Genomic DNA, 25,387 nt, shown 5'->3' on the forward strand with positions numbered 1-25,387 from the left:
GACAAGTACCTCAAGTAGGAATGCAAAAGTCAGTTGTTATGTAATTGAAATTTCTGCAAGGCTTAATATCGACACTGCTTGGTTATTAAAAGGGCAGGAAGACAATATTTCGCTATAAGAAGGCTGGGTGATAGCAGAAATGACTATTTTTCCTACCTTAGGGGTTGGTTAGACTCATCACAAGCAGGTGCATACGTATTCACGCTGCATACGTATGCAACAACAAAAGCCTAGCTGAGAAAACCTGCTTGGCCAGCGGGTAAAAAGTATGAATACGTATTCTATGGATTCCGGGCGGTAAAAATGAGGCGCGTCATGTTGCATACGTATGTAGTCACTTGGCGTATCCGGGGCGCTCGCGTATGTTGTTGTTTTGTAAATTCTGCAAGTCCTGATACCTGGACAATTACAACAAACACGGTGGCAGGCTGTGCTTCACAACATCCCCATAGAGAGTGAAGGCCAAACAAATAGGCAATAGGATTTGGCTGTCTGTGTGCCCCAAAAACAGAGGAAACAATACGAAATGACGACAACCCCCTGGTGGCGCGGCGCGGTTATTTATCAGGTATACCCCCGCAGTTTGATGGATACCAATGGCGATGGCATTGGTGATATTCCCGGCATTATCAAAAAGCTCGACTACATCGCCAGCCTGGGTGTGGACGCCATTTGGGTATCGCCATTTTTCAAGTCGCCGATGAAAGACTTCGGTTACGACATTAGTGACTATCGGGATATTGATCCCATCTTTGGAACCCTGAGTGATTTTGATGAGCTGATCAGCAAAGCCCATGCGCGCAATATCAAGATTATTATCGATCAGGTGCTCAGCCATACCTCGGACCAGCATGCCTGGTTTTTGGAGAGCCGCGAGTCGCGCGACAACCCGAAAGCTGATTGGTATGTGTGGGTAGATCCTCAACCCGACGGAACCCCCCCCAACAATTGGTTGGCAATTTTTGGGGGCTCTGCCTGGGAGTGGGAGCCGCGTCGTTGTCAATATTACCTGCATAACTTTTTGCGTACCCAGCCAGATTTAAATTACCACTGTCCGCAAGTGCGCGAGCAAATTTTGCAGGAAGTGGAGTTCTGGTTGAAACGCGGCGTGGATGGTTTGCGCCTTGATGCCATTAACTTCTGCTTTCACGATAAGGAATTGCGTTCCAATCCTGCCAAGCCGGAAGCAGAGCGTAAGGGGCGAGGCTTTAAGGAAGACAACCCCTACGCATTCCAGAAACACATATTTGATAATACCCGCCCGGAAAACCTGGCTTTCCTGGAGTCCTTGCGCCAGTTAATGGATCGTTATCCCGGGACGGTAACCCTCGGTGAAATTTCAGCCGAGGACTCCCTGAAAACCATGGCGGAATACACCTCCGGTAACGACCGTTTGCATATGGCGTATAGCTTTGAACTGCTGGTCGATAAGTTATCCGGCAACTATATCCGCAATACGGTGGAAACCCTGGAAGCCAATTTGGCTGAGGGCTGGCCCTGTTGGTCTATAGGCAACCACGATGTGGTGCGATTTATGTCGCGTTGGGGCGGTGAGGCACAATCCCCCGAACTCGCCAAAACCCTCAATGCCATGCTGCTTTCATTGCGCGGCAGTGTGTGTAGCTATCAGGGGGAAGAACTGGGTTTGACAGAAGCGGATATCCAGCAGCATGAGTTGCAAGATCCCTATGGTATTACCTTCTGGCCTCGCTTCAAGGGGCGCGATGGATGTAGAACGCCAATGCCCTGGGACTCATCCCTGGAATACGCGGGATTTTCCAGTGCAAAACCATGGCTACCCGTATCGGCAAAACACCTGGCGCTCTCCATCGATAAACAGGAAAGCAATCAGGCATCTGTGCTGAACGCCTATCGCCATTTTATGCAGTGGCGTAAAACGCAAGCTGCCCTGCGCTTTGGTGGCATTGAATTTCTCTCCAGTAGTGAATCTCATTTGGTGTTTGTTCGTCGCCATGGCAATGAGGCGCTATTGTGTGGATTTAATTTCAGTGCCCAGCCTGCCGTTATTGAGTTGGGACAAGTGTTGGGCCTGGAGTCAATAACCGGCCATGGTTTTGCAACGCAATCCTCCCGGTCAAACAATATTGGTTTGCCGGGGTATAGCGCGTTTTTTGCCAGCCTTGTCTAGTGTAGAAAACACAAGAGGCCGCCAGGCCTCTTGTGTTCCAATCGTGTTTCGGGTTATCCCGTATTTATATTTCCCTACTGCCGGCTCGGTATATCACATTTGTTAATGTGCACCATTCTTTTAATGTGTAATTAATTCTTCAAAAAACAGCGAAAACAGCATGTTGGTCTAGCATGTATTCATATTGACCTATTGTGATGTTCCAAAATGGCTCCCCACAAAGGTTGCTTTGCATACGTATGTTGCTTTTTGAATACGTATGCATTCGGTTCTATTCAATAGGTAATCCGCCTACTATCTTCGGATGACAGAATCGGTGCTGTCTATAAAAAATTGCACTAAGGCACGATGCTTTTGTGCAAAAGGTTAACAATAAAAGCAACATCTCCGCGGAGAGAAAAAATCATGAGAAAGCTCAAGTTCAATCACATGCTGGCGCTTGCTTCAACTGTGGCGCTGGTTTCCGGTTCACAAACTGTCTATGCCCAACAGCAGGATGCTTCTGCCCAGGTCGAAGAGGTTGTAGTAACCGGGTTTCGTGCAAGCCTTGCAAACTCAATCAGCGCAAAGCGCGAATCAGCTTCGGTTATAGATTCTGTATATGCAGAAGACATCGGTAAGTTGCCTGATACCAGTATTGCCGAATCATTGGCTCGTTTACCTGGACTGGCTGGTGAGCGCCGCGATGGTCGTACCAGTGGTATTGCAATTCGTGGTTTCAATGAAAATTATGTGGCTACCACCTTAAATGGCCGTGAGATATTAGGTATCGGTGATAGTCGCGGTGTTGAATTTGATCTTTATCCATCGGAAATGTTGTCGGGTGTAGATGTTTATAAAACGCCTAATGCAACCCAGGTTAACCAGGGCTTGGGTGGGATTGTAAACATGAAGACATTGCGCCCGTTGGATGGCGCCAGTGTAATCAGTTTGTCTGGTGCCTACGAAGTTAACGGCCTTAAGTCCTCTAACCCTGATGTGGATGATAATGGGCATCGTTTGGCATTTACATATTCAGAAAAGTTTGTTGATGAAACCCTTGGTGTTGCATTAACGCTGGCAACACTTGAATCTCCATCCCAGGAAGAACAGTTCCGTGCATGGGGATATACCGATGACGGCGCTGGTAACACAGTATTGGGAGGACACGACTCATATGTGAGATCTTCCCTGATGGAGCGTGATACGATTTCAGGTGTTGTGCAGTTCCGTCCTAACGATACCGTTTCAGTCACCGTAGATGGACTGTATATTGATTTTAGTGAAACCAAGGTTCTTCGCGGTTTGGAAGAAGGAACCGTATGGGGTGGTCCGTCTGTAACCAATGTGACGGATACAGTTGAAAATGGTTTGGTAACTGCTGGTCACTGGGATGGTTTCCATTCTGTTATTCGTAACGATGGTGAAACTAAAGAAGGTAAACTGCATTCTTTTGGTGTCAATGCCGATTTCGCAATAAACGATAACTGGTCATTGAATGTTGATCTTTCAACCAGCGAGTCTGAAAAAGAAATTATCAGCATGGAAAGCTATTCAGGCACAGGCCGTGCAGGAACTACAGGGCAGGGAGCTCCAGCGGCGCGTTCATTTGTAATGACGTCTACCGGTGTGAAGTATTCGGCTCATCCAACATTAAGTACACCCGATTACTCTGATCCGTCAGTGTTGCGTATCGCTGGCCCTCAAGCTTGGGGTGGTGGTATTTCATCACTTACCGGTGGTTTTGATAATGCACAGGATGGTTTCGTTAACAGCCCATCCATCGAAGAAAGTCTGGATGCCTTCCGCATCCAATTCAATGGTGATGTTGAATGGGGCATTGTCAATGGCCTGGAAGTTGGCGCACATTATTCAGATCGCAGCAAGTCAAAAGTGAACTATGGCGCATACCTGGTTGCTCCTGGTTTTTATCAGGCTGACGGTTCCTTACCCAGTGATATATCAGAAATATCTGATATCGCGATTCCAGCAGAATATATTGTCGGTACTGCCGATCTAAGCTTCCTCAGTTTGGGTTCCATGGTGGCCTACGATGGCATAGGTTTATATAAAAGCGGTTTCTATCGTGAAATCGATGCTGGTAATTACGAAACTGATCGTAAGGGCGATACCTATACCATCGATGAGAAAGTGGCTACCGCTTTTGTGATGGCTAATATCGATGCCGGTCAGCTGACAGGTAATGCGGGTATTCAGATCGTGTCAACTGATCAGAAAGCATCTGGCTTTGATTCAGTTCCGGTTGCACCAACTGCGGACGGTACCGTGCAGGCTGTAGCCGTTTCTGATGGTGACAAATACACCGATATATTGCCAAGCCTGAATTTAACTTATGCCCTGACAGACGACCAGAATATCCGCCTTGCTGTCGCCAGAACAATGTCTCGTGCTGTGATGGATGACTTGAAACCCGGCAGAACGGTTACCTTTAGTTTTGATGCCGCGCGTCGCGCAAGTAATGATCCGGAATTTAGTGCATGGAGTTCAACATCGGGTAATGCACAGTTGAAACCAATCAAAGCTGTTCAAATTGACTTGGCCTATGAATACTATTTCGCACGCGATGGTTTGTTCTCAATTGCGGGGTTCTACAAGGACTTGCAAAACTGGCATTTGGAAGGCAGCGAAACTATTGATTTCACCAGTTATTTTGTACCTGGTTATCATGATGCCAATATGCCTGGTGGTACTACCTTTGCTTCATTTTGGGGGGGGAACTCCAGCGTATTTGAAACCAATGGTGGATCAGTATCCGGTTATGAAGTTCAGGCTTCTATCCCGTTCCACTTGTTCAGTGATGCCCTGGATGGATTTGGGATAATTGCATCCGGAACCTTCCTGGACTCTACCTTGGTTCACAATGGTGAATCATCAGACATTCCTGGCTTTTCTGATGAGTCATATCAGTTTACTGCTTATTATGAGCGCGCTGGTTTCGAGGCTCGTATTAGTGGGCGTAAGCGTACCAAGTTCTTGACCGAAGTTCCCGGGTTGAGTTTGCGCGCAACACCTGCTATGGATATGGGTGCAGAGTTGTGGGATGCCCAGATCGGTTATAACTTTGCAGAGTCTGGCATTCGTGGCCTTGAAGGTTTAACCGTTACATTGCAAGCACAAAACATCTTCGACGAAGATACTGTTAATGCTGAAAGTGGCGATGCCCGTCGAGTGACCAAGTATCAAAACTTCGGTGCTAATTACTTGTTAGGTTTTAACTACAAGTTTTAATCACTAGTCGCATTAGGAAAAAGGAAGCCCTGCTAGTCTTTACTAGCGGGGCTTTTTTTCAGGTAGGTAAAATGGATGATTGACGCTATTTTTAAGGAAACCGGAAAAATATTCAGGGAGCAGGATGATTTATTCCATGACGCATCCTGGCTTCAGGTAATGCTGGGGCAGGGAATTATGCCAGACGATTATCATCCGATTGCGAACTCTATCAGTGATTCACAGTTGCAGGAAATGCTGGTCAATATGAAAAAAATAAAAGAGAACCTATCGGCAACTATGCCATCCCATGACCAGTTTATTGAAAATCTATGCAAAGTATAAATGATAAAAAAACAGGAGATGTTATGCGTCGAATATTGATTCTATGCCTATTGATTGCCGTTGGCACGGCTCATGGTTCTGAAGGCTATCGCCTGGAACGTGTTGAACCGGCCAATTGGTGGGTCGGTATGAAATATAATCAGGTGGAACTGTTGGTTTATGGCCAGGGCATAAGTGATCTGCATCCCAGTATCCACTATCCAGGGGTTAGTATTCAGCAGGTTGCCCGTGTTGAAAATGCCAATTATCTATTTGTCACACTCAATATTGCGGCTAATGCAAAACCGGGTAAATTTTTTATTCATTTTAGTAATGAATCAGATGAAAAAATTGTATGGGAATATTACTTGCTCGCTCGTGAAAAAGGTTCTGCCGAACGCCAGGGCTTTTCCCCCAAGGATATGATATACCTGATTACACCGGATCGTTTTGCTAACGGTAATTCACGCAATGACTCGCTGCCTGAACTGGCAGAAAAAGCGGATAGGATGGACAAAAATGGCCGCCATGGTGGTGATATTGCCGGGATGATACAGCACCTTGATTATTTGGCCGGGCTTGGTGTTACCCAGATATGGCCAAATCCACTCACGGAAAATAATCAGCCTTCATATTCTTATCATGGCTATGCCACAACGAACTTATATCAGATTGATGCTCGTTACGGCAGCAATGAAGATTTTAAAACCTTTGTCACCAAGGCTCGCGCTAAGGGCATAGGTGTTATTAAGGATATTGTGGTAAATCATATTGGGTCTGAGCATTGGTGGATGAAGGATTTACCTTCGCGTGACTGGTTGAATTACCCCGACCAATATCGGGAGACCAACCATCGGCGCACGGTTATCCAGGATCCTTATGCAGCACCTGAAGATAAAGCGTTGTTTGTGGATGGTTGGTTTGTGCCAACCATGCCGGATTTAAACCAGCGTAATCCCCATCTCGCACGCTATTTAATCCAGAACAGTATTTGGTGGGTTGAATATGCAGGATTGAGTGGGATTCGGGAGGATACTTACGGCTATGCAGATGAAAAATTCCTGTCTGACTGGGCCAAAGCGATTATGGATGAATATCCCAATTTTAATATCGTTGGCGAGGAGTGGAGTAGTAATCCGGCGGTTGTTGCCCATTGGCTGCGTGGCAAGCAGAATCCCAGTGGCCACCTTCCCTATATGCCAAGCATGATGGATTTTCCTATTCATGAGGCCCTGCGTATCGCCCTGGAGGAACAAGAGGGATGGGATACCGGTCTGGTAAAGCTGTATGAAACATTAGCGAATGATTTTATTTACCCTGATCCATTTAATCTGGTGATATTTCCCGAAAATCACGATACCTCCCGTATTTATTCTTATTTGCACGACGATATTGATCTCTTTAAAAGTGCCATGATTTATATGGCTACCATGCGTGGTATTCCACAACTTTATTATGGCTCCGAAGTTTTATTAAGCAGCCCCCGGCATCGTGATGATGGTGCGATTCGATCTGATATGCCGGGCGGTTGGAGTGGCGATAAAAAGAATGCTTTTACGGGTAAAGGCTTAACCAACGCAGAGCGTGATGCACAAGATTTTATACGCACATTGTTTCGCTGGCGCAAGTCAGCGGATGTTATCCATCATGGAAAACTGCAGCACTTTGCGCCTCAAGATGGTACTTATGTGTATTTCCGCTATTTGGACAATCGTGCGGTCATGGTGGCGATAAACAAAAATAAACAAGAAAAAACCTTGGACTTAAAGCGCTTTAATGCATTATTGGCGGATAAGCAATTTGCACGGGATGTTATCTCCGGTAAGGCAGTAGACATAAAGGTGCCACTTGTTTTATCACCAAAGCAATCGCTAGTGATTGAGCTGAAATAAATAACAACTCAATGTCCAGGTTTTTTGATCGGTTATCCACCGAGATATGTCAGGGGAATATGATGAATAGACATAATAAAGTTTACTTTTTTTTAAGTTTTTCGCTTGTGACGAGTGCAATGGCTAACGCTGCCACCCTGAGCGTGAAATCACCGGATGGAAATATCCAGTTCATCGTTAATGATGACGCCGGTGTGCCCAATTACAAGGTTGTCTATCGCGGACAGGAGGTTGTACAAAAGTCGTTGTTGGGGCTGGAGTTCAAGAACGTAGATGGGTTTGTGCGCAATCTTAAAATTGCGGAACATACCACAGCCAGCGTGGACTCTACCTGGGAGCAACCCTGGGGTGAGCAGCGTCTTATGCATGATCTGCATCATGAACTGTCAATCACGTTTGCCGGCATAGACCGGCCTAAGAAACAAATGATATTGCGGGTACGGGCTTTCAATGATGGTGTGGGTTTTCGCTATGAGGTTCCCAAACAGAAAGACCTGGCAGATAACCATCGTGGTTATATTGAAATCGTGGATGAAAAAACGGAATTTATGATTCCTGAGCCACAAAAGACAACGGCCTGGTGGATACCTTCACGCAATTGGAATCGCTATGAGTATTTGTATAAAACAACTCCTTTAAGTGGATTTGATCGTGTGCATACCCCCCTGACTGTTAAATTACCATCGGGTGTTCATCTGTCTATTCATGAAGCGGCATTGGTTGATTATGCGTCTATGACACTGGATCAGCAGCGCGATGGAATCCTGAAGGCTGATTTGACGCCCTGGCATGATGGCATCAAGGTGAAAACCCATTTGGGATTTGTGTCGCCCTGGCGGACGATCCAAATATCACCGGATGCCAAGGGATTACTTAATTCTTCATTGATTTTGAATTTAAATGAACCAAATAAGCTGGGTGATGTGTCCTGGGTAAAGCCGGGTAAATACATTGGTATATGGTGGGGCATGCATGTCGGTGCCAATACCTGGGGTTCCGGGCCAACACATGGCGCGACAACGGAAAATACCAAGCATTATATTGATTTCGCGGCGCAATACGGTTTTGACGGTGTTCTGGTTGAGGGTTGGAACGAGGGATGGGATGGGGACTGGTTCTACAACGGTGATATTTTCAGTTTTACCAAGCCTTATCCTGATTTTGATCTTGCCGAGATTACCCGTTATGGCAAGGAAAAAGGAGTACGCCTGGTGGGGCACCATGAAACATCAGGTGCGGTTACCAACTATCGCAACCAAATGGGAGAGGCCTTTGACCTTTATAAAAAGCATGGAGTCAGCCAGGTAAAAACAGGCTATGTGGCCGATGGCGGCAAAGCCAAGCGAATTGATGAAAAACGCATAGTGCGCAACGAGTGGCACGATGGCCAGTTTATGGTGGGCGAGTACCTCCATTCGGTCACAGAGGCGGCAAAGCGCCATATCAGTATCAATACTCACGAACCCATCAAGGATACCGGCCTGCGCCGGACCTATCCCAATTGGATTTCACGTGAAGGTGCCAGGGGGCAGGAGTACAACGCCTGGGGCTCTCCACCAAACCCGCCGGAACATACGGTTATATTGCCCTTTACCCGGATGCTGTCTGGCCCCATGGATTATACGCCGGGTATTTTTAATCTGGCGCCTTATGGGTTGGAGGCAGAAAACCGGGTGCGCTCAACCCTGGCAAAAGAGTTGGCGCTCTATGTCATTATTTATAGTCCCATTCAAATGGCCGCTGACCAAATTGAAAACTACCTGGAAGCGGATGGGAAAACACTGAAGCCTGGGTTCCAGTTTATTCGCGATGTTCCTACGGATTGGGAAGAGAGCCGTGCACTGGATGGTGCGGTGGGCGATTATGTTGTCATTGCCAGAAAACAACGCAAGGCGGACGACTGGTTCCTCGGCGCTATCACCGATGAGGATGCGCGAAATATAACGATTAACCTGGATTTCCTTGATAAGGGAAAATCCTATGAAGCCCAGATTTATCGCGATGGCCCCAAGGCGGAGTGGAAAACCAATCCCTATGACTTGGTGATTGAGACGCGAAAGGTATCTGCAGGCGATACCCTGGAATTTAAATTAGGTACCAGTGGTGGTGTTGCCATCCGTTTTAAAGCTATCAACTAATTGCCAATACCCAAGCCGTTGCCTGTGCGACGGCTTTTTATTTTTTTATGATTTTTAAAACCATGATAACAAACGGTCAAGGGGGATTTGATGAGGAATATTATTGCCAGCCTGGTTATTTGCAGTCTGTTTATAGGATGCAGTAAACAGCAGGAAGAGCCGGTGCCAGTGATACAGGCGTCGCCAGTCAATACTCTGCCAGAGCCTCAAGCACAGGGTAAGTTTGTGGTTTACCAGGTGTTTACCCGCTTATTTGGAAATACCAATACAACCAATAAGCCCTGGGGAACGATTGAGGAAAACGGTGTAGGCAAGTTTAACGATATTACCGAAAAGGCCTTGGCAGGTATTAAGGAACTGGGTGTTACCCATGTGTGGTATACCGGTGTTCCCCACCATGCGGTTATTCGAGATTACACAACTTATGGCATTAGCAACGATGATCCGGATGTTGTTAAAGGCCGGGCGGGATCACCCTATGCGGTCAAGGATTATTACAGTGTGAATCCTGATCTTGCGACCGATCCGGCCAAGCGGATTGAGGAGTTTGAGGCATTGATTGCGCGCACGCACCAACAGGGGATGAAAGTCATCATCGATATAGTGCCCAACCATGTTGCCCGCCGCTATGAATCTCTGGCCAAGCCGGAAGGTGTAAAGGATTTTGGTGCAACTGACGATACGACCAAAGAGTATGCGCGCGCTAATAATTTTTACTATGTGATTGGTGAGGCATTTGCTGTGCCTGAGGCAGTCAATGGTTATCAGCCTCTTGGCGGTGAAGCCCATCCATTGAGTGATGGTTTGTTTGAGGAGGTTCCCGCCAAGTGGACCGGTAATGGTTCACGCCTGGCGCAACCCAAGGCGGATGATTGGTATGAGACGGTAAAAATAAATTATGGTGTTCGCCCGGATGGCTCGAAGGATTTCCCGGAATTACCGGCAGATTATGCCCATAAAAGTATCGCCGAGCATGTGGCATTCTGGCAGGACAAGTCTGTCCCGGATTCCTGGATCAAGTTTCGTCAGATTGCAGAATATTGGTTGGATAAAGGTGTTGATGGTTTCCGCTTTGATATGGCGGAAATGGTGCCGGTAGAGTTCTGGAGTTACCTCAACTCGGCGATTAAACAAAAAAAAACTGACGCTTTTTTGCTGGCTGAAATCTATAACCCAAAAGCCTACCGGGATTATATCCATCTTGGAAAAATGGACTATCTCTACGACAAAGTCGAAATGTATGACAGCTTGAAAGAGATCATCCAGGGTAAAGTGGAAACCGATGTGTTGATCCCTATACAGCAGGGACTGGCAGATATTGAGCATCACATGCTGCATTTTTTGGAGAACCATGACGAGCAGCGAATTGCCAGCCCAGAATTCGCCGGAAGTCCAGAAAAGGCAAAGCCTGCGATGGTGGTATCGGCATTAATCGGCAGCTCTCCCACAATGATTTATTTTGGGCAGGAAGTGGGTGAACCGGGAGCGATAGACTCCGGGTTTGGCGACCCATCGCGCACAACGATTTTTGATTATGCCGGCGTACCCCATCATCAACGCTGGATGAATGGAGGCAAGTTTGATGGTGGTGCACTAAGTCGTGAGGAGCGCGGGTTACGCGATTTCTATGTGAAATTAATGCGCTTCTCTGCTGTGCACCCGGCGCTTCTGGGCGAGTACCAGGAAATCCATCGGTTTAACCGCGATCAGGCACCGGGTTATAACGGTCGCTTGTTTTCTTTTGTGCGCTGGAAGGCGGCTTCTGAGCGATTAATTGTCGTCAGCAATTTTGATGCAAGTGCTGCCGCTGAGGTTTCCCTGCAATTGCCTCCGGCATTAATCCAACAGTGGCAATTACAACAGGGCGACTATCGTCTGAGTGATGCCTTGGCTGACTCCAGCCGGCAATATGTCTTATCGGTGGCTGATGGCAAGGCGAGTGTGCCTGTCCAATTGGCGCCTTTGCAGAGCCTGGTTTTGGTGTTTTCTGATAAGCCTTGAAGGCTTTGGTATTGATGACTGAACTGCATACGTATGTATAGCCTGTGGCGCTTATGAATACGTATGTAGTCAGTTGTTGTTATTCGGCGCCATGTCTACTATGAACTTATTGCAAGAGTTCACCAAGTCTCCTGTGGGAAACTCCAGCAGTTTATCTCTTCTCCATTTTTTTGTTGTTTATCGTCGCTGTTGATAACTTGGCGCAGCTTGCTGCGCCACTTTTTTTATTTTATTTCCTGCTGTTATTCCCTCCAAATCTTATTTAAGCTGCCGCTTACCCTCCGTGGAGTTCTATATCTCTGCGGGACGTTTTTACCGGACAAGTTGGTAAGGTTGCGTGCAAATGCCCATTGAAATTGAACGAAAATTCCTGGTTGTCGGGGAGACTTGGCGCGAGGTGCCTGCTGTTTATTATGCGCAAGGTTATCTGAATCGTGACAAGGCGCGGACAGTACGCGTGCGCATTGCAAATAACCAGGCATTCCTGACTGTCAAAGGGGCGAATCAGGGGGCTCGCCGCTGTGAGTTTGAGTATCCGATCCCTGTGCCTGATGCGCGGGAATTATTGTGCTTGTGTGAGCAGCCGCTAATTGAAAAGTATCGCCGTAACATCCTCCATGCCGGCTTTGTGTGGGAAGTGGATGAATTTCTGGGGGAAAATACAGGCTTGGTGGTGGCCGAAATAGAGTTACCGGATGAGTCCACCGAGTTTGAGCGACCCGACTGGGTTGGCCTGGAAGTAACAAACGATTCCCGTTACTACAATGCCAATCTCTCCCGCTACCCCTATATCCAATGGCAGAACAACGATTAATAGCTGGTTTCTATCAGCTATATCAAATCAATTTTCTTTGATAATGATTATTAATTGCCTAGTATGAATCCATGGGCTGGTACCTATGCCGGCCACAGATCAGAAGATGGGGGATTAATATCATGGCCAAAACTGCATCATTCGCTGTCGTTCACTTCAGTGTTGCCTTCGCTGTGGGCTATGCCTTTACCGGTAGTGTTTTGATTGGGGGGGCCATGGCCTTGGTGGAGCCTGCGATTAACACTGTTGCTTTCTTCTTCCATGAAATAGCCTGGAAGAAAATTGAAGCTAATAAGGGCGTTATTGAGGATGTCTTTGCCAGTAGTGTGTAGGCGGGGATAGCGATATCCCCACTCTCTCGTGTGCTCAGGTCTCTTTACGGGCGCGCTCTTCGCTGCGTTTCTGCACAAGGCGCCCGAAGAAGAGGCCCGCTTCAAAGAGCATCCACATGGGAATAGCAAGCAGTGTTTGGGAAAAGATGTCTGGCGGAGTTAACAGCATCCCCACGACAAAGCAACCAACGACAATATAGCGACGTTTGCTCGCCAGGCTGTCAGCGCTGACGATACCTGAGTGAATCATGAGAACGGTTGCAACCGGGATTTCAAAGGCAAATCCAAACGCCAGCAACATGTGCAGTACCAGGTCCAGGTACTTGGTAATGTCAGTCATGGCACTGACACCTTCCAGCTCAATGCCCATGGTGAAATTAAACAGCATGGGTAGTACCAGAAAATACGCAAAAGCCATTCCGGTAAAAAACAACAACACGCTAGAGATCAGCAGAGGCGCTGCCAATTGCTTCTCATGTATATAAAGGCCCGGCGCGATAAATGCCCAGATTTGATAGAGCATATAGGGGACGCTTAAGAACAGCGCTACGTAAAAGGTCAGCTTTAACGGTGTCAAAAATGGCGATATGACATCCGTTGCAATCATGCTGGTACCCTGGGGTAATACAGCCTGCAGTGGCGCTGAGATAATGGCGTAAATCTGGGTGGCAAACGGAAAAAGGCACACAAAGATAATCAGCAAACAGAAGAAAGTGCGCAGCAGGCGTGTGCGTAACTCCAGTAGGTGCTGAACCAGGGGTTGTTCTTTATCGGATGCTGTCATGGTTTGGTAGGATCTGGCTGGGGTGGGGCATCAGCCGACGCTGTTTGCTCCTGGTGAGGTGTGCTTGCCTCCGCGGGCTGCTGATTATCTGCAATGGGCGTGGAATGCGCTGCTGCTGTTTGATGGGCGTGATCGGGCAGCTCCTCCGGTGCACCGTAGTCGCGTTGCTGTGCCTGGCGACGGGCTTCCTCGTCGGGATCCAGTGCTGCCTGGGCCTGTTGCTCACCTTGTTGGATTGCTTCCTCCATGGAGCGGCGTGTCTCTTCCAGGCTGCGCATAATCTCTTCGTTATGCAACTGGCGACGGATATCGTCAGCACCGATTTGCCGCTCAATTTCGCTGCGGGTTTCGCGCAGGCTGCGTTTGAGACGGCCTATCCACAAACCGATCGTGCGCACTGTCTCGGGGAGTTGCTCTGGCCCTATTACAACCAGCGCCACAACCAGGCAGAGCAGGAGCTCCGTAAAACCTATATCAAACACGCGTGTGGCTCACTCAGTGTTTCTGGTCGGATTTCTCGTGGACAGTTGCGCTATTCACACCGGCGCTCTTGTCCTCAACAGACTGGGGCTTGGTCGGCTCTTCTTTGTTTTTATCGCCTTCTTCGCCATTGTTCATGGAGCTTTTAAACCCCTTGATCATACTGCCCAGGTCGCTGCCCAGCGTGCGTAAGCGCTTGGTGCCGAAAAGCATAACCACGATGGCCAGAACGATGAGTAATTGCCAAATGCTGATACCGCTGATACCCATGATAGATTCCTCAAATTGCAGTAATAAGCCCACCTGAGTTGGTGGTGCTGGTCAGTTATTGTGACGTGCGCGCTGCTTTTTCGGCAATGCCGGAAACATGAAAGCGGCGCGCCAGTTCGTTGAGTACATCCTCGGCAGAGCAGCCCAGGTGTGAAAGCATCACCAGGCTGTGAAACCAGAGATCGGCGGTTTCATAGATGAGATCTGTGTTATCGCCACTGGTTTGTGCATCCTTGGCGGCGAGAAGGGTTTCTGTACACTCTTCGCCCACTTTTTCCAGAATCTTGTTCAGGCCTTTTTTGTGCAGGCTGGCCACATAGGAACTGTCTGCGTCGGCATTTTGCTTGCGCGTTTCCAGTATCTCAGTCAATTGTTTAAGAATGTCGTTGCTCATACTTAATATATCTCGGCAGGATCTTTTAATACCGGGTCTACCGCTACCCATTCACCGTTGCGGAAAACCCGGTAGAAACAGGATTCGCGCCCGGTATGGCAAGCTATTCCACCCTCCTGCACAACTTGTAAAACAATAACGTCTTCATCGCAATCCAGGCGTATTTCACGCACATGCTGTACATGGCCTGAGGTTTCCCCTTTGTGCCACAACTGGTTGCGTGAGCGCGACCAGTAAATAGCTTGTTGTTTCTCGGCGGTCAGTCGCAGTGACTCGCGATTCATCCAGGCCATCATCAGGATACGGCCGCTGGTGGCATCCTGGGCGATGGCAGGTACCAGGCCATCGGCATTCCAGTTTACGCTATCGAGCCAGTCTTTCATCGGATTTCTCTCCGGTTTTGCGTATTAATCGTGTAAAACGGCCATGGCGGCAAGGCAGTTAGCGCGCAGGTGTGCAGGGTTGATGGTGCCTATGACTGCACTGGTCACGCCTGGCTTGCCCAGCGCAAAGGCCAGGGCTTGTTCGAGGGCATCTTTACCTGAGGCGGGCGCATCATGGCAGATATGGCCGCTGGCGAGAACTTTTTTTAGTAGCACTCCCTTGCCGAGGTCGCGACAGCGGTCAATAACGGCTTCCTCATGGGGATTCTGTGGGTTGTAGGTCACCATGACCAGGTCACAGAGCTCTGCGGCCTTGAGTCCGCCTTCCGCTGTCTTGCTGGAGATGCCTATAGCGCGTATCCAGCCCTCCTGCTGCAGGCGGCACAGGCTATCGATAACCGGGCTCTGCTCCAGGATATCCAGATCGTTGCCATCAGAGTGGATCAGCACTATATCCAGGTAATCGGTACGCAGGCGACGCATGCTTCGCTCTATGCTGGCGCGTGTGTGCCTGGCGCTGAAATCGAACCAGGAGCGTCCCTCCTGCGCAAATTTATCCGGCTCAAACTCTTCACCCACTTTGGTGGAAATGATCCAGGATTGCCGCTCCCCGCGCAGCAGGTCACCCAGTCGCTCCTCGCTGAAGCCGTAGGCCGGCGCCGTATCGAGCAGGTTGACACCCAGGTCGCGTGCAGCGGCCAGCAACTCGCGCAATTGCTCGTTGCTTGGCAAATTGAACGAGTCCGGGTATTTGACGCTTTGGTTGCGGCCAAATTTGACGGTTCCCAGGCTAATGATGCCGGGCTCCAGTTCTGTCAGGCCAAGGCGGCGGCGCGGCAACATCAGGCAAACTCCTCATCGTCATCTGCTTCGGGAAACATCAGCGCCAGGCGCTCCTCGGTGCTGATAGCAGGAGGAAATGCCAATTCCCATGGGGTTTTTGCAATAGGGGCCAGGGGCAGCCACTCGCCGGGGTTAACCTTGGGAAGCCCCAGTGGGGCAGGTAACTGTGTCAGGGTTTCACTGGCCAGGTTGGGGGCAAGGGTAAGCTTGGTTGGCCAGGCTACCAGCAGGTTAGTGGCGCCCTTTGCCGGTGCAACAAAGGCTTTGTCGGGACGAGTCAAGCCCGGCTGGCGGGGTTCGGCGCGGTTAATGGGTAAGGTGGCCCATTCGGCATGGGTTAAATCCACCCAGGGTAACAACTCGGCCAGCTCTTGTTTGGCCAGTGCAATCAGATCGTCTGCATCCAGGCTTGCGCCGCGCTCAGCCAGGCTGCCGCCGAGGTACCAAATGCGCTCACCCAGCGGCAGGCGGTGACTGGAGATGGTCAGCCGCGGGGTGGTTTCCGCGCCCAGGCAGTGGCCGTAAAAATCGAAGGGCTGTGTGTGCTTAACCATGACTTGCTGCAGAGGGCGAAGCTGCATGGCCGGGCTATCCAGGTTTAATTTCCGCAGCAGCTCGGCATTACCCTGGCCGGCACAGAAGACGAAACAGTTGGCCTGGATACGGATGGTTCCGTTTTGGGGGTGGTTTATATGCAGTTGCACATCACCTGCGGCGGTGCGTTCAAGGTGAGCGTTGTTCCAATCCAGCGCTACACAGCGCCCTGCAACATTGTTGGCGAGGTTGGCTACCAGGCTGGGGGTATCAATAACCAGATCCTCAAGGCGATAGAGGCTGCCGTTAAACTCTTTATGGCGTAAGAGGGGGGGGCGGCGATCATCGCTGACAGTGTCTACCCGGCCCCGGGTCAGCTTGCTGGCAAGGAAGCCGGTGAGTTTGCTGCCAAGGCTCTGGGTCGACCACATGAAAAAGTGGTCGCTGAGGATGCGCGTGTGGCGCAAGTTGACCTCTCCTTCGCCGCACAGGCAATCGCGCCAGTAGCGCGGCATGTCGGCGATGGCTTCCGAGGCGCCGGTCAGTGCACCCGCCAGGGTGTATTTCATCCCACCGTGGATCATTCCCTGGGAGGCGAGGGTTTGCCCGCTACCCAGACCATGGGATTCAAACAGCGCCAGTTCATAGCCGGCAGACTTGGCGCGATTGGCCAGCCATAACCCGGCTACCCCGCCGCCGATAATGGCGAGATCGAGTTGAAGGGTGTGAATAGCAGAGTCTGGCAGCGAATTGCTCATGGAACCGGTAATGGTGTGGCTGTGGCGGCGCAGTATAAGCCTTTCGGCTTTGAAATACCCTTGTTGATTGCCGGGATTGATCTGGTGCTTGCGACTGGTAAACTGCCGGGAAACCCAAGGAATTTCTAGTACTTATGTTATTTAAGCTACTCCTGACCCAGGCGAACTCTCCCCTTGGCAGCGCACTTCACCATGACCTGGAACGTGAGTCTGTCAACCTCCTCTTACCGCAAGCGGAGGATGTGGATTGGCGTCATGCCGAGTCTGTCTCTGCCTATATCCAGCAAAAGTGCCCGGAACTGGTTATTAATAATTATGCCTGGGATACATTGGATACCCGGGATGGACAGGATGCCTATCTCGCCGCCGCTACCCACCTGGCGGCCGCGTGTGCTGATGCCGATATTCCCCTGATCCATCTATCGGGGTACCAGGTGTTTAGCGGGAATAGCAAAAGTACCCACAGTGAAAAAGACAATGTTGACCCGGTAACTGCCCAGGGGAAAACCCTGGTGGCGGCCGAGCAGGCCATTGCCCGCCTTTGTCCGCGGCATATCTGCCTGCGTCTGGGCTGGGTGATTGGTGCCTATGGCGATAACCTGCTGACCCGCTTGTTGGGGGGATATCTGGGCGGACAGGCGGTGCAAGCCAATCGGCGTTTGCGGGGGGCGCCGACAACCCTGGCTGATGTGGCGCGGGTATTGGTGGGATTGTATAAACAGATCAGCTGTGGTTCCGACAACTGGGGCATCATGCATTATTGCTCAGGCGATGCCTGTACCCAGGAAGAGTTTGCCGAGCAGTTATTGCAGTTATTAATCCAGCAACAACTGCTGACGGCCGAACCCAGCTTGACCATTATTGATGATGAAAATACCGATGAGCCTGCCAGCGCGATTCTCACCTGCCGTGTGATTCGCGACTGCTTTGGTGTGCAGGCGCGCTCCTGGCGTCCCAGTTTGCTGCCCTTGGTGAAGCAGTGGCTCCACAATCGTGGAGAGTGATCCTGTCTTTAATAAGGGGCACAATAAAAAAGGCCGCACTCCAGGGGGAGGTGGCCTTTTTTATGGGGGCGACATTTAAATGCTTTGGAATACCAGGGTGGCGTTGGTGCCGCCAAAGCCAAAACTGTTGGACATCACACGCTTGAGCTTCACATTGTCCTGGCGTTTCAGCACGATCGGTATTCCCTCGGCTTCCGGATCGACGGACTCAATATTGGCCGAGGCACAGATAAAGTCGTTTGCCATCATCAGCAGGCTGTAGATAGCCTCCTGCACACCGGTTGCTCCCAGGCTGTGACCGGTCAGTGACTTGGTAGAGCTGATAGCCGGAATCTGGTCGCCAAAGGTTTCCTTGATGGCTTTCAGTTCTGCCAAATCACCCACAGGGGTAGAAGTACCGTGGGAATTGATGTAGTCGATAGGGCCATCCACTGTCGCCAGGGCCTGCTTCATACAGCGCACTGCGCCTTCCCCGGAAGGGGCGACCATGTCATAACCGTCAGAGGTGGCACCATAGCCGACCACTTCGGCATAGATCCTGGCACCGCGCGCTTTGGCGTGTTCGTATTCTTCCAGTACCAGGCAACCGCCGCCGCCCGCAATCACAAATCCGTCGCGATTGGCATCGTAGGCGCGGGAGGCCTTATCCGGGGTTTCGTTGTATTTGGTTGAAAGCGCGCCCATGGCATCGAACAGTGCGGTCAGGGTCCAGTGCTCTTCTTCACCGCCACCGGCAAAGACGATGTCCTGCTTGCCCAACTGGATCAGCTCCATGGCATTGCCGACACAGTGGGCACTGGTGGCACAGGCAGAGGAAATGGAGTAGTTGACCCCTTTGATCTTGAAGGGGGTTGCCAGGCATGCCGAGGTGGTACTGCCCATGGTTTGGGTTACGCGATAGGGGCCAACGCGTTTGAGGCCTTTTTCGCGCAGTATGTCTGCGGCTTCCACCAGGTTCATGGAGGAGGCGCCACCGGAACCCATAATAATACCGGTGCGCTCGTTGGAGACCTTGTCTTCACTCAGGCCAGCATCGGCAATTGCCTGTTGCATGGACAGATAGGCGAAGGCGGCTGCATCTCCCATAAAGCGCAGTATCTTGCGATCAATCAGCTCGCTCAGGTTGATATCAATAGAACCGGCGACCTGGCTGCGAAAACCCATTTGTTGGTAAGTTTCCTGAAATTTGATGCCGGAACGACCATTGCGCAGCGCGTCCAATACGGCGGCTAGATTATTGCCCAGGCAGGAAATAATCCCCATGCCGGTAACAACAACGCGTCTCATAGGCTACCTCTACTTATTTACACTCATTACAGTGCCTGCATTTAAAGGCTTAATTGTCGGCGGGACAGGGCGGGCATTATGCCATAGATCGCAAAATGTCTGCCTTTGGCTGAGATGGTTAGAAAGAGTCAGTGTTCTGGAACAGGCCGACCCGTAAATCATGGGCGAAATAGATGTCCTTGCCGTCACAGGAAACCCGGCCATCAGCAATCCCCATGATCAGCTTGCGTTCAATCACGCGCTTCAAGTGAATGTGATAGGTGATTTTCTTGGCGGTGGGCAGGATCTGGCCGGTAAATTTCAGCTCGCCGCAACCCAGGGCGCGGCCGCGGCCAAGGTTGCCTTTCCAGCCGAGGAAAAACCCTACCAATTGCCACATGGCGTCCAATCCCAGGCAGCCCGGCATGACGGGGTCACCGGGGAAGTGGCATTCAAAGAACCAGAGGTCCGGGCTGATATCCAACTCGGCGATAATCTCGCCCTTGCCGAACTCACCGCCAGTGTGGCTGATATGCGTAATGCGGTCGAGCATGAGCATATTGGGCAGGGGCAATTGTGCATTGCCGGGGCCGAACAGGTTGCCTTTGCCGCACTCGATCAAATCATCGCGACTGTAAGAGCTCTGGGGTTGGAAGCTGGTCATAGGATATCCGGTACTTGATTATCGGGCAGACGCAATCCGGCAGGCGGCGCGCAAGGTGCGCCATTCTAACCGCTGTGGCCCAGTTGTCCAGTTGCCTGCCTGTGCAGGATCAGTAGGTGCGTGCCAGTGAGAACTCGGCTAGCTGGCGCATTGCCTGGCTATACGCGTTGTCCGGCAGCGTTTGGAGCTGGCTCAGTGCCTGGTCGACCTGGCGGCGGGCGGCTTGCAGGGTATAGTCCATGCCGCCGGTGGCTTTAACAACCTCCAGGATGGCATGGAGTTGGCTGGCGTCGCCCGTGCGTATGGTATTGGCGACCAGCTCGGCTTGTGCCCTGGTGCCTGTACGCATGGCGTGGATCAGGGGCAGTGTGGGCTTGCCTTCGGCCAGGTCGTCACCCACATTTTTGCCTAGGGTAGCCGCATCGCCCGTGTAGTCGAGGGCATCGTCTACCAGTTGGAAGGCGATACCCACATGGGAGCCGTAATGGCGCAGCGCTTCGCGCTGCCGGGTATTGGCGCCGGCGATCACACCGCCCACTTCGCAGGCGGCAGAAAAAAGGATTGCCGTCTTTTTATCAATGACCTGGAAATAGTTTTCTTCGGTGACATTTGGATCCTTGGCGTTGACCAATTGTTGTACTTCGCCTTCCGCAATCGTATTGGTTGTATCGCTGAGGATTGCCATGACATCCATACTGCCAATCGCGACCATCATCTGGAATGCGCGCGAATAGAGGAAATCACCGACCAGCACACTGGGGGCATTGCCCCATTGGGCATTGGCGGTGGGACGGCCGCGACGCAGCTGCGACATATCGACTACGTCATCGTGTAGCAGGGTCGCGGTGTGGATAAATTCAATGATCGCCGCCAAATCAAGATGCTGTTTGCCGGTGTAACCCAGGGATTTGGCAGCCAGCATAACCAGCAGCGGGCGCAGGCGCTTGCCGCCTGCCTCTACCAGATAATGCCCAATATTCTCTACCAGGCCGACGTCCGAATGGAGCTGGTCGATAATCAATTGATTGACAGCGGCGAAATCGTCTTTAACGACCTGTTGAAATGGCAGCATGGTGTTTATCTTGTCTGTGGGTCTATCTGTTCTGTTGGCTGGTCGTTGATGCCGGACTAGCGTGCAGGTCTGATCACTCCGGTTTTACGGGCTGATCGTGCTTTGGAGCCCATAGTGAGGAAAACCCGGGGGCGGCAAAACTGGCGGCCATGCTAACAGCCCAAGAGGGTGAGTCAAGTAAAACTCCCGCCGCGGCTACGCGCTTTCTTCAAGCAGGCCTTGGGCATTCCGCCAGAGGATTTGCAGGGGGGCGGGAGACTCCACGGCGAGGGCCGCTTGTGTCCCCGAGTCTAGTTGCCATTGGAAAAACTGCCAGTTGGATGTATCGAGGGGAAGTGTTGTAGAAAAAATAATAGCGCCCTGGTCCAACTGGAAACTGATGTTATCCAGCCCTGAGGCAATGCCGGTGCCCAGGGCTTTCAGCATGGCCTCCTTGAGTGTCCAGAGGCGATAGAACTGGCGCTCCTGATCTTCAGGTTCCAGGCGTTGTAACCAATGTGTTTCATGGTCTGCAAAAAAATGGGTCGCCAATTCGAGGGCGTTGAGGCGACTTTTATTCTGCTCTATATCCACACCAATATTTAATCCGTGGCTCACACCCAGCAAGGCCTCCTGCGCACTGTGGCTTAGGTTAAAAAGAATGTTGGTATCGGCCAAATAGGGTTTTCCTTTGGGATGCTGTGCAAACTCCAGGGCCGAAGGGGATTGGCCGAGGTAATTGGCCAATACGCGCCGCAGCAATATCCGTGTGGCCAGGTGCTCAAGCCGACCGCGGACAAAGCGCTGGGCGCGTGCCAACTCTGCGGCAGTACACAGTGCGCCGGCTGTATTTTCGATGCTTTCCTGATCAAGCTGGCGCATATCCAGTCGCCACAAGTGAATTTCATGGCGCTTTATATTGAATGGGTTTACTGAGTCAGAAATGTTTGCCATAGCGACCATGCCGGTATCCATAAAAAGGATGCTGGTGAAGAGGATAATTGCGCGGCATCATAGGCGACTTTGCGACTTGTACACAAATAGGCGACAATTCGCGGCCGCGCCTGGCGCAGCACCTTGTTAATTAGACGAAATATCTTTTGTGGATTTGGAGTTAGCATGCAAATCACTGCCGACAAAGTTGTCAGTTTTCATTACCGTTTGAGCGAAACCGGGGCCGATGAGATCGAGTCTTCCTATGATGCGGAGCCAACCCTTTACCTGCACGGACATAACAACTTGCTGGCGGCATTGGAAGCGGCGCTTGACGGTAAAACCGTGGGCGATAAGGTGAGTGTTAGCCTGACTCCGGAACAGGCATACGGTGTGCGTCAGGAAGGTGCGGTCCAGCGTATCCCCGTTAAACATTTACTCGATCACGATAAGCTTAAAAATAAGCTCAAGCCGGGAATGAAAGTCGCCGTGAACACCCAGCACGGCCCATGGGAAGCCCTTGTCCTGAAGGTGGGTAAATTCAATGTCGATATTGATAGTAATCACCCCCTGGCGGGTAAGCACCTGGATTTTGCCCTGGACGTTATAGCGGTGCGTGATGCGACAGACGAAGAGATTGCCCATGGCCATGCCCATGGTGTCGGCGGGCACCATCACGACTAGTTCCCGCTCGTTACTCCTGTCCCCGTATCGGCATTGGTCCGGGACTTGCGCGGGTGTTGCTACCCAAGCTATTCACGAGCAGCTATGCTTGGGGACATGACAATCAAAAAGTGAGTGCGATGGACAGCCCATAAGCGGATTTCTATTGCATGTTGATATCTTGTCTTTCATTTGGGCGCAATCGCGCGACTCGTGGTTTTACTGCCCTGGGCTGCAGTTTATGCCTGGGATTGTTGTTTTTGTCTTCTGTGATTGCACAGGCTCAAACTATCAGTCGGCATAAGCTGACTGCTTCTTATTTGTACAATTTTGCCAAGCATATCGAATGGCCCCATGAGTCGGGACTGGATTCATTTGATATCGCCCTTTATGGCAATGATACCCAGCAAGTGTATGCAGAGCTGGCCCAACTGGCGGGCAAAGTGAAGTTGCGCAACCTGCCTATCCGTGTCGAGCGTGTCACCAATACCAGTAATCTTGTTCGCTATCAGATGGTTTATCTGGATGCAGAGGGTGGGCGTGTCTTGCCGGAATTGCTGGACGCCCTGGAGAGCAAACCGGTATTGCTGGTGACAGCGGATTATCCCAACCAGCAACTGGTGATGATTAACCTGCTGAGCAGTAATGATCGTCTGCTATTTGAGGTAAACCGTTCCAATATCATTAACCATGGCCTTAAACCCCTTCCGGAGTTGATCCTCAATGGCGGGACTGAGATTGATGTAGCGCGACTTTATCGCGAGGGGCAGGCCTCTCTGGTCGCCATGCAAAAACAACTGCAGGCGCGTGAGAAAACCCTGCGCCAGTTGAGTGACAAAACCGAAGAGCAAGCCGCCCTGAATCGCCGGTTGGAACAGCAATTGGCTGAGTTAAACCAGAATATCCGCCAGAGCGATGCACTGATTGCCAACCAAAACCTGCAGCTGCAAGAACAGGAAGCACAACTGGAAAAAAATAAACAGGAGCGCACCGCGCTGCTGCAGGAAATGGATGAGCGTACACGCGAACTCAATGCACAGAAAGTCCAGCTGCAAACCATTTCGACCACTATTGAAACACGTGAAAAACGCCTGACCCAACTTGATGAGACTATCAGGATCCAGGAAGCTGAAATCGCTGCCCAGAAACGCGCCATTGCCGGGCTTGATGAAACCGTGGATGCGCAGAAAACCACACTCAGGTATATGTTGGGTTTGGTTATTCTCGGTGTCTTGTTGATTTTCACGATCTTTGTGGCCTATCACATGAAACGGCGCGACAACCAGCGCCTTGCCGCCCACAGTAAGGACCTGCAGATTGCCAAGGATCGCCTCGCTATTGCCAAGCGCAAAGCCGAGGACGCCAGCCAGGCCAAGAGTGAATTCCTGTCATTGATGAGCCACGAATTGCGCACACCCTTGCAGGCGATTATCGGGTACACCGAGTTGGTGATTGAAGAGCTCAAACTGGATAGCGATGATCGCCATGTGAAAGATCTGGAGCGTGTTATCCATAATGGCGAACGTTTGTTGCGCCTGATCAACGGCGTACTGGATATGGCCAAGATCGAGTCAGGTAGCATGGATCTGGATCTTACCGAGGTGCGACTCTCCAGCCTGGTTGACGAGGCACGTGGAACCGTTGCGCCCTTGTTGGAAAAAAGTGAAATCCAGGTGGTGCAGGAGGTTGATGATGGTGAAAGCCTGCCCAAGGCAGACCCGGAAAAGCTGCTGCATATCCTGATCAACCTGCTGGGTAATGCCAGCAAGTTTGCCCCCAAGGGGGTGGTATCCATCAAGGCTTACCATCGCGCCGAAAAGATTTATATCAGTGTTGCCGACACCGGGATTGGTATGTCACCGGAACAGCAGCAACATATTTTTGATCCATTCCGCCAGGCCGATTCGGGTACGACGCGTAAATACCAGGGCAGTGGCCTTGGACTGTCCATTACCCGCCAATTGTGTGAGTTGATGGGGGGCAGTATCCGTGTTGAAAGCGAGCTGGGTAAAGGCTCTACATTTATTGTTGAGTTGCCATTGCCAATAGTGCCTCCCGCCCCGAAAGACCAGGAGCCTGAGGCTGTCATAACGGAAACGGCGGCCGTCATGCCTGCCGGTGCGGATGAATCCCTGACCCACCTGGTCATTGTTGAGGAGTATCCCCAATTACTGGAGCGCCTTGCCCGGGGTTTGGGAAACCGGTCTTACCAGCTGCATTGTGCTTCGGATGTCGCATCCTGTTTGCAGTTGGTGCGTGAACATCAACCTCAAGCGGTTGTGATTGACCCGCTCTTTGCCCCGGCCTCCTCTGTGATAGATGCCTTGCGCGCCGATCCACAAACGGCAGGCGTAACTATCCTCCTGCTAAGCCCGGCGCAGGGTGCAGATCTGTTGCCCCATCAGGAAACACAACTGCTCCTGGCGCAGTTGTGTGCGAAAAACTAGGGGGCCGCTTGCGCACTGTATTTCGTCATCTATCGTTAAGGAACTATGCCCCTTCG

22 protein-coding genes are annotated in these 25,387 nt (G+C 50.9%); 11 read left to right on the forward strand and 11 right to left on the reverse strand.

The annotated features are described in order from the left end of the window. Positions 1 to 526: 526 nt before the first annotated feature. From CJA_RS03575 to CJA_RS03610, 8 genes are all read left to right on the forward strand, one after another. Positions 527 to 2,149 (forward strand): alpha-glucosidase family protein, encoded by a 1,623-nt coding sequence (locus tag CJA_RS03575; protein ID WP_012486395.1) that lies wholly within the window; start codon positions 527 to 529, stop codon positions 2,147 to 2,149. Between the two features lie 405 nt (positions 2,150 to 2,554). Then, positions 2,555 to 5,377 (forward strand): TonB-dependent receptor, encoded by a 2,823-nt coding sequence (locus CJA_RS03580; protein WP_012486396.1) that lies wholly within the window; start codon positions 2,555 to 2,557, stop codon positions 5,375 to 5,377. Positions 5,378 to 5,452: 75 nt separating this feature from the next. Beyond that, positions 5,453 to 5,701, forward strand: coding sequence for a tryptophan 7-halogenase (locus tag CJA_RS03585; protein WP_012486397.1), 249 nt, complete (start codon positions 5,453 to 5,455; stop codon positions 5,699 to 5,701). Beyond that, positions 5,689 to 7,572 (forward strand): glycoside hydrolase family 13 protein, encoded by a 1,884-nt coding sequence (locus CJA_RS03590; RefSeq protein ID WP_238526814.1) that lies wholly within the window; start codon positions 5,689 to 5,691, stop codon positions 7,570 to 7,572. Before CJA_RS03585 ends, CJA_RS03590 begins: the two co-directional genes overlap by 13 nt. A gap of 119 nt (positions 7,573 to 7,691) precedes the next feature. Continuing rightward, the gene (locus CJA_RS03595) at positions 7,692 to 9,710 is read left to right on the forward strand and encodes a glycoside hydrolase family 97 protein (RefSeq protein WP_238526815.1); all 2,019 of its coding nucleotides are present in this window, start codon (positions 7,692 to 7,694) and stop codon (positions 9,708 to 9,710) included. Between the two features lie 90 nt (positions 9,711 to 9,800). Further along, on the forward strand, positions 9,801 to 11,711 hold the full coding sequence (locus tag CJA_RS03600; RefSeq protein ID WP_012486400.1) for an alpha-amylase family protein: 1,911 nt from the start codon (positions 9,801 to 9,803) through the stop codon (positions 11,709 to 11,711). 343 nt (positions 11,712 to 12,054) lie between these two features. Next, positions 12,055 to 12,525 carry a CYTH domain-containing protein gene (locus CJA_RS03605; RefSeq protein ID WP_041551015.1) on the forward strand — a complete coding sequence of 157 codons (471 nt, stop codon included), beginning with the start codon at positions 12,055 to 12,057 and terminating at the stop codon, positions 12,523 to 12,525. A 122-nt stretch (positions 12,526 to 12,647) separates the two neighbouring features. Further along, complete coding sequence (locus tag CJA_RS03610) at positions 12,648 to 12,857, forward strand: DUF2061 domain-containing protein (RefSeq protein ID WP_041551017.1); 210 nt, start codon at positions 12,648 to 12,650, stop codon at positions 12,855 to 12,857. Positions 12,858 to 12,891: 34 nt separating this feature from the next. Here the strand turns inward: CJA_RS03610 and tatC are convergent, their stop codons facing one another. Genes tatC through CJA_RS03645 form a run of 7 tightly spaced genes read right to left on the reverse strand, consistent with a single transcriptional unit; the run spans position 12,892 to position 17,303 of the window. Further along, positions 12,892 to 13,641, reverse strand: a complete 750-nt coding sequence (tatC, locus tag CJA_RS03615) for a twin-arginine translocase subunit TatC (protein ID WP_012486404.1) — start codon at positions 13,639 to 13,641, stop codon at positions 12,892 to 12,894. Beyond that, on the reverse strand, positions 13,638 to 14,123 hold the full coding sequence (tatB, locus tag CJA_RS03620) for a Sec-independent protein translocase protein TatB (RefSeq protein ID WP_012486405.1): 486 nt from the start codon (positions 14,121 to 14,123) through the stop codon (positions 13,638 to 13,640). Before tatB ends, tatC begins: the two co-directional genes overlap by 4 nt. 13 nt (positions 14,124 to 14,136) lie before the next feature. Continuing rightward, positions 14,137 to 14,391: a twin-arginine translocase TatA/TatE family subunit gene (gene tatA, locus CJA_RS03625; RefSeq protein WP_041551019.1), complete on the reverse strand. Its 255-nt coding sequence runs from the start codon at positions 14,389 to 14,391 to the stop codon at positions 14,137 to 14,139. A 55-nt stretch (positions 14,392 to 14,446) separates the two neighbouring features. After that, entirely contained in the window at positions 14,447 to 14,785 is a 339-nt protein-coding gene (locus CJA_RS03630; protein ID WP_012486407.1) for a phosphoribosyl-ATP diphosphatase, read from the reverse strand. A 2-nt stretch (positions 14,786 to 14,787) separates the two neighbouring features. After that, a complete protein-coding gene (hisI, locus tag CJA_RS03635) occupies positions 14,788 to 15,168 on the reverse strand; it encodes a phosphoribosyl-AMP cyclohydrolase (protein ID WP_012486408.1) in 381 nt (126 codons plus the stop codon). A gap of 24 nt (positions 15,169 to 15,192) precedes the next feature. Beyond that, on the reverse strand, positions 15,193 to 16,011 hold the full coding sequence (locus CJA_RS03640) for an aldo/keto reductase (protein WP_012486409.1): 819 nt from the start codon (positions 16,009 to 16,011) through the stop codon (positions 15,193 to 15,195). Next, the gene (locus tag CJA_RS03645) at positions 16,011 to 17,303 is read right to left on the reverse strand and encodes an NAD(P)/FAD-dependent oxidoreductase (RefSeq protein WP_012486410.1); all 1,293 of its coding nucleotides are present in this window, start codon (positions 17,301 to 17,303) and stop codon (positions 16,011 to 16,013) included. Before CJA_RS03645 ends, CJA_RS03640 begins: the two co-directional genes overlap by 1 nt. A 134-nt stretch (positions 17,304 to 17,437) precedes the next feature. Here CJA_RS03645 and CJA_RS03650 point away from each other — a divergent pair, with 134 nt between their 5' ends. Then, a complete protein-coding gene (locus tag CJA_RS03650; RefSeq protein WP_012486411.1) occupies positions 17,438 to 18,307 on the forward strand; it encodes a sugar nucleotide-binding protein in 870 nt (289 codons plus the stop codon). Positions 18,308 to 18,382: 75 nt separating this feature from the next. On the opposite strand, the gene fabB is transcribed toward CJA_RS03650, so the two are convergent. The 4 genes from fabB to CJA_RS18540 form a co-directional block, all read right to left on the reverse strand. Next, positions 18,383 to 19,594, reverse strand: coding sequence for a beta-ketoacyl-ACP synthase I (gene fabB, locus CJA_RS03655; protein WP_012486412.1), 1,212 nt, complete (start codon positions 19,592 to 19,594; stop codon positions 18,383 to 18,385). A gap of 118 nt (positions 19,595 to 19,712) precedes the next feature. Then, on the reverse strand, positions 19,713 to 20,237 hold the full coding sequence (fabA, locus tag CJA_RS03660; RefSeq protein WP_012486413.1) for a bifunctional 3-hydroxydecanoyl-ACP dehydratase/trans-2-decenoyl-ACP isomerase: 525 nt from the start codon (positions 20,235 to 20,237) through the stop codon (positions 19,713 to 19,715). A gap of 109 nt (positions 20,238 to 20,346) precedes the next feature. After that, positions 20,347 to 21,309, reverse strand: a complete 963-nt coding sequence (locus CJA_RS03665) for a polyprenyl synthetase family protein (RefSeq protein ID WP_012486414.1) — start codon at positions 21,307 to 21,309, stop codon at positions 20,347 to 20,349. A gap of 195 nt (positions 21,310 to 21,504) precedes the next feature. Further along, positions 21,505 to 22,242 carry a 4'-phosphopantetheinyl transferase family protein gene (locus tag CJA_RS18540; RefSeq protein ID WP_158304046.1) on the reverse strand — a complete coding sequence of 246 codons (738 nt, stop codon included), beginning with the start codon at positions 22,240 to 22,242 and terminating at the stop codon, positions 21,505 to 21,507. Between the two features lie 165 nt (positions 22,243 to 22,407). Here CJA_RS18540 and CJA_RS03675 point away from each other — a divergent pair, with 165 nt between their 5' ends. Both CJA_RS03675 and CJA_RS03680 read left to right on the forward strand, forming a co-directional pair. After that, a complete protein-coding gene (locus tag CJA_RS03675; RefSeq protein ID WP_012486416.1) occupies positions 22,408 to 22,905 on the forward strand; it encodes an FKBP-type peptidyl-prolyl cis-trans isomerase in 498 nt (165 codons plus the stop codon). Positions 22,906 to 23,054: 149 nt separating this feature from the next. Continuing rightward, on the forward strand, positions 23,055 to 25,331 hold the full coding sequence (locus CJA_RS03680; RefSeq protein WP_012486417.1) for a YfiR/HmsC family protein: 2,277 nt from the start codon (positions 23,055 to 23,057) through the stop codon (positions 25,329 to 25,331). Positions 25,332 to 25,387: the final 56 nt, after the last annotated feature.

Origin of the sequence: Cellvibrio japonicus Ueda107 (genome assembly GCF_000019225.1) — a bacterium.
GTDB lineage: Bacteria > Pseudomonadota > Gammaproteobacteria > Pseudomonadales > Cellvibrionaceae > Cellvibrio > Cellvibrio japonicus.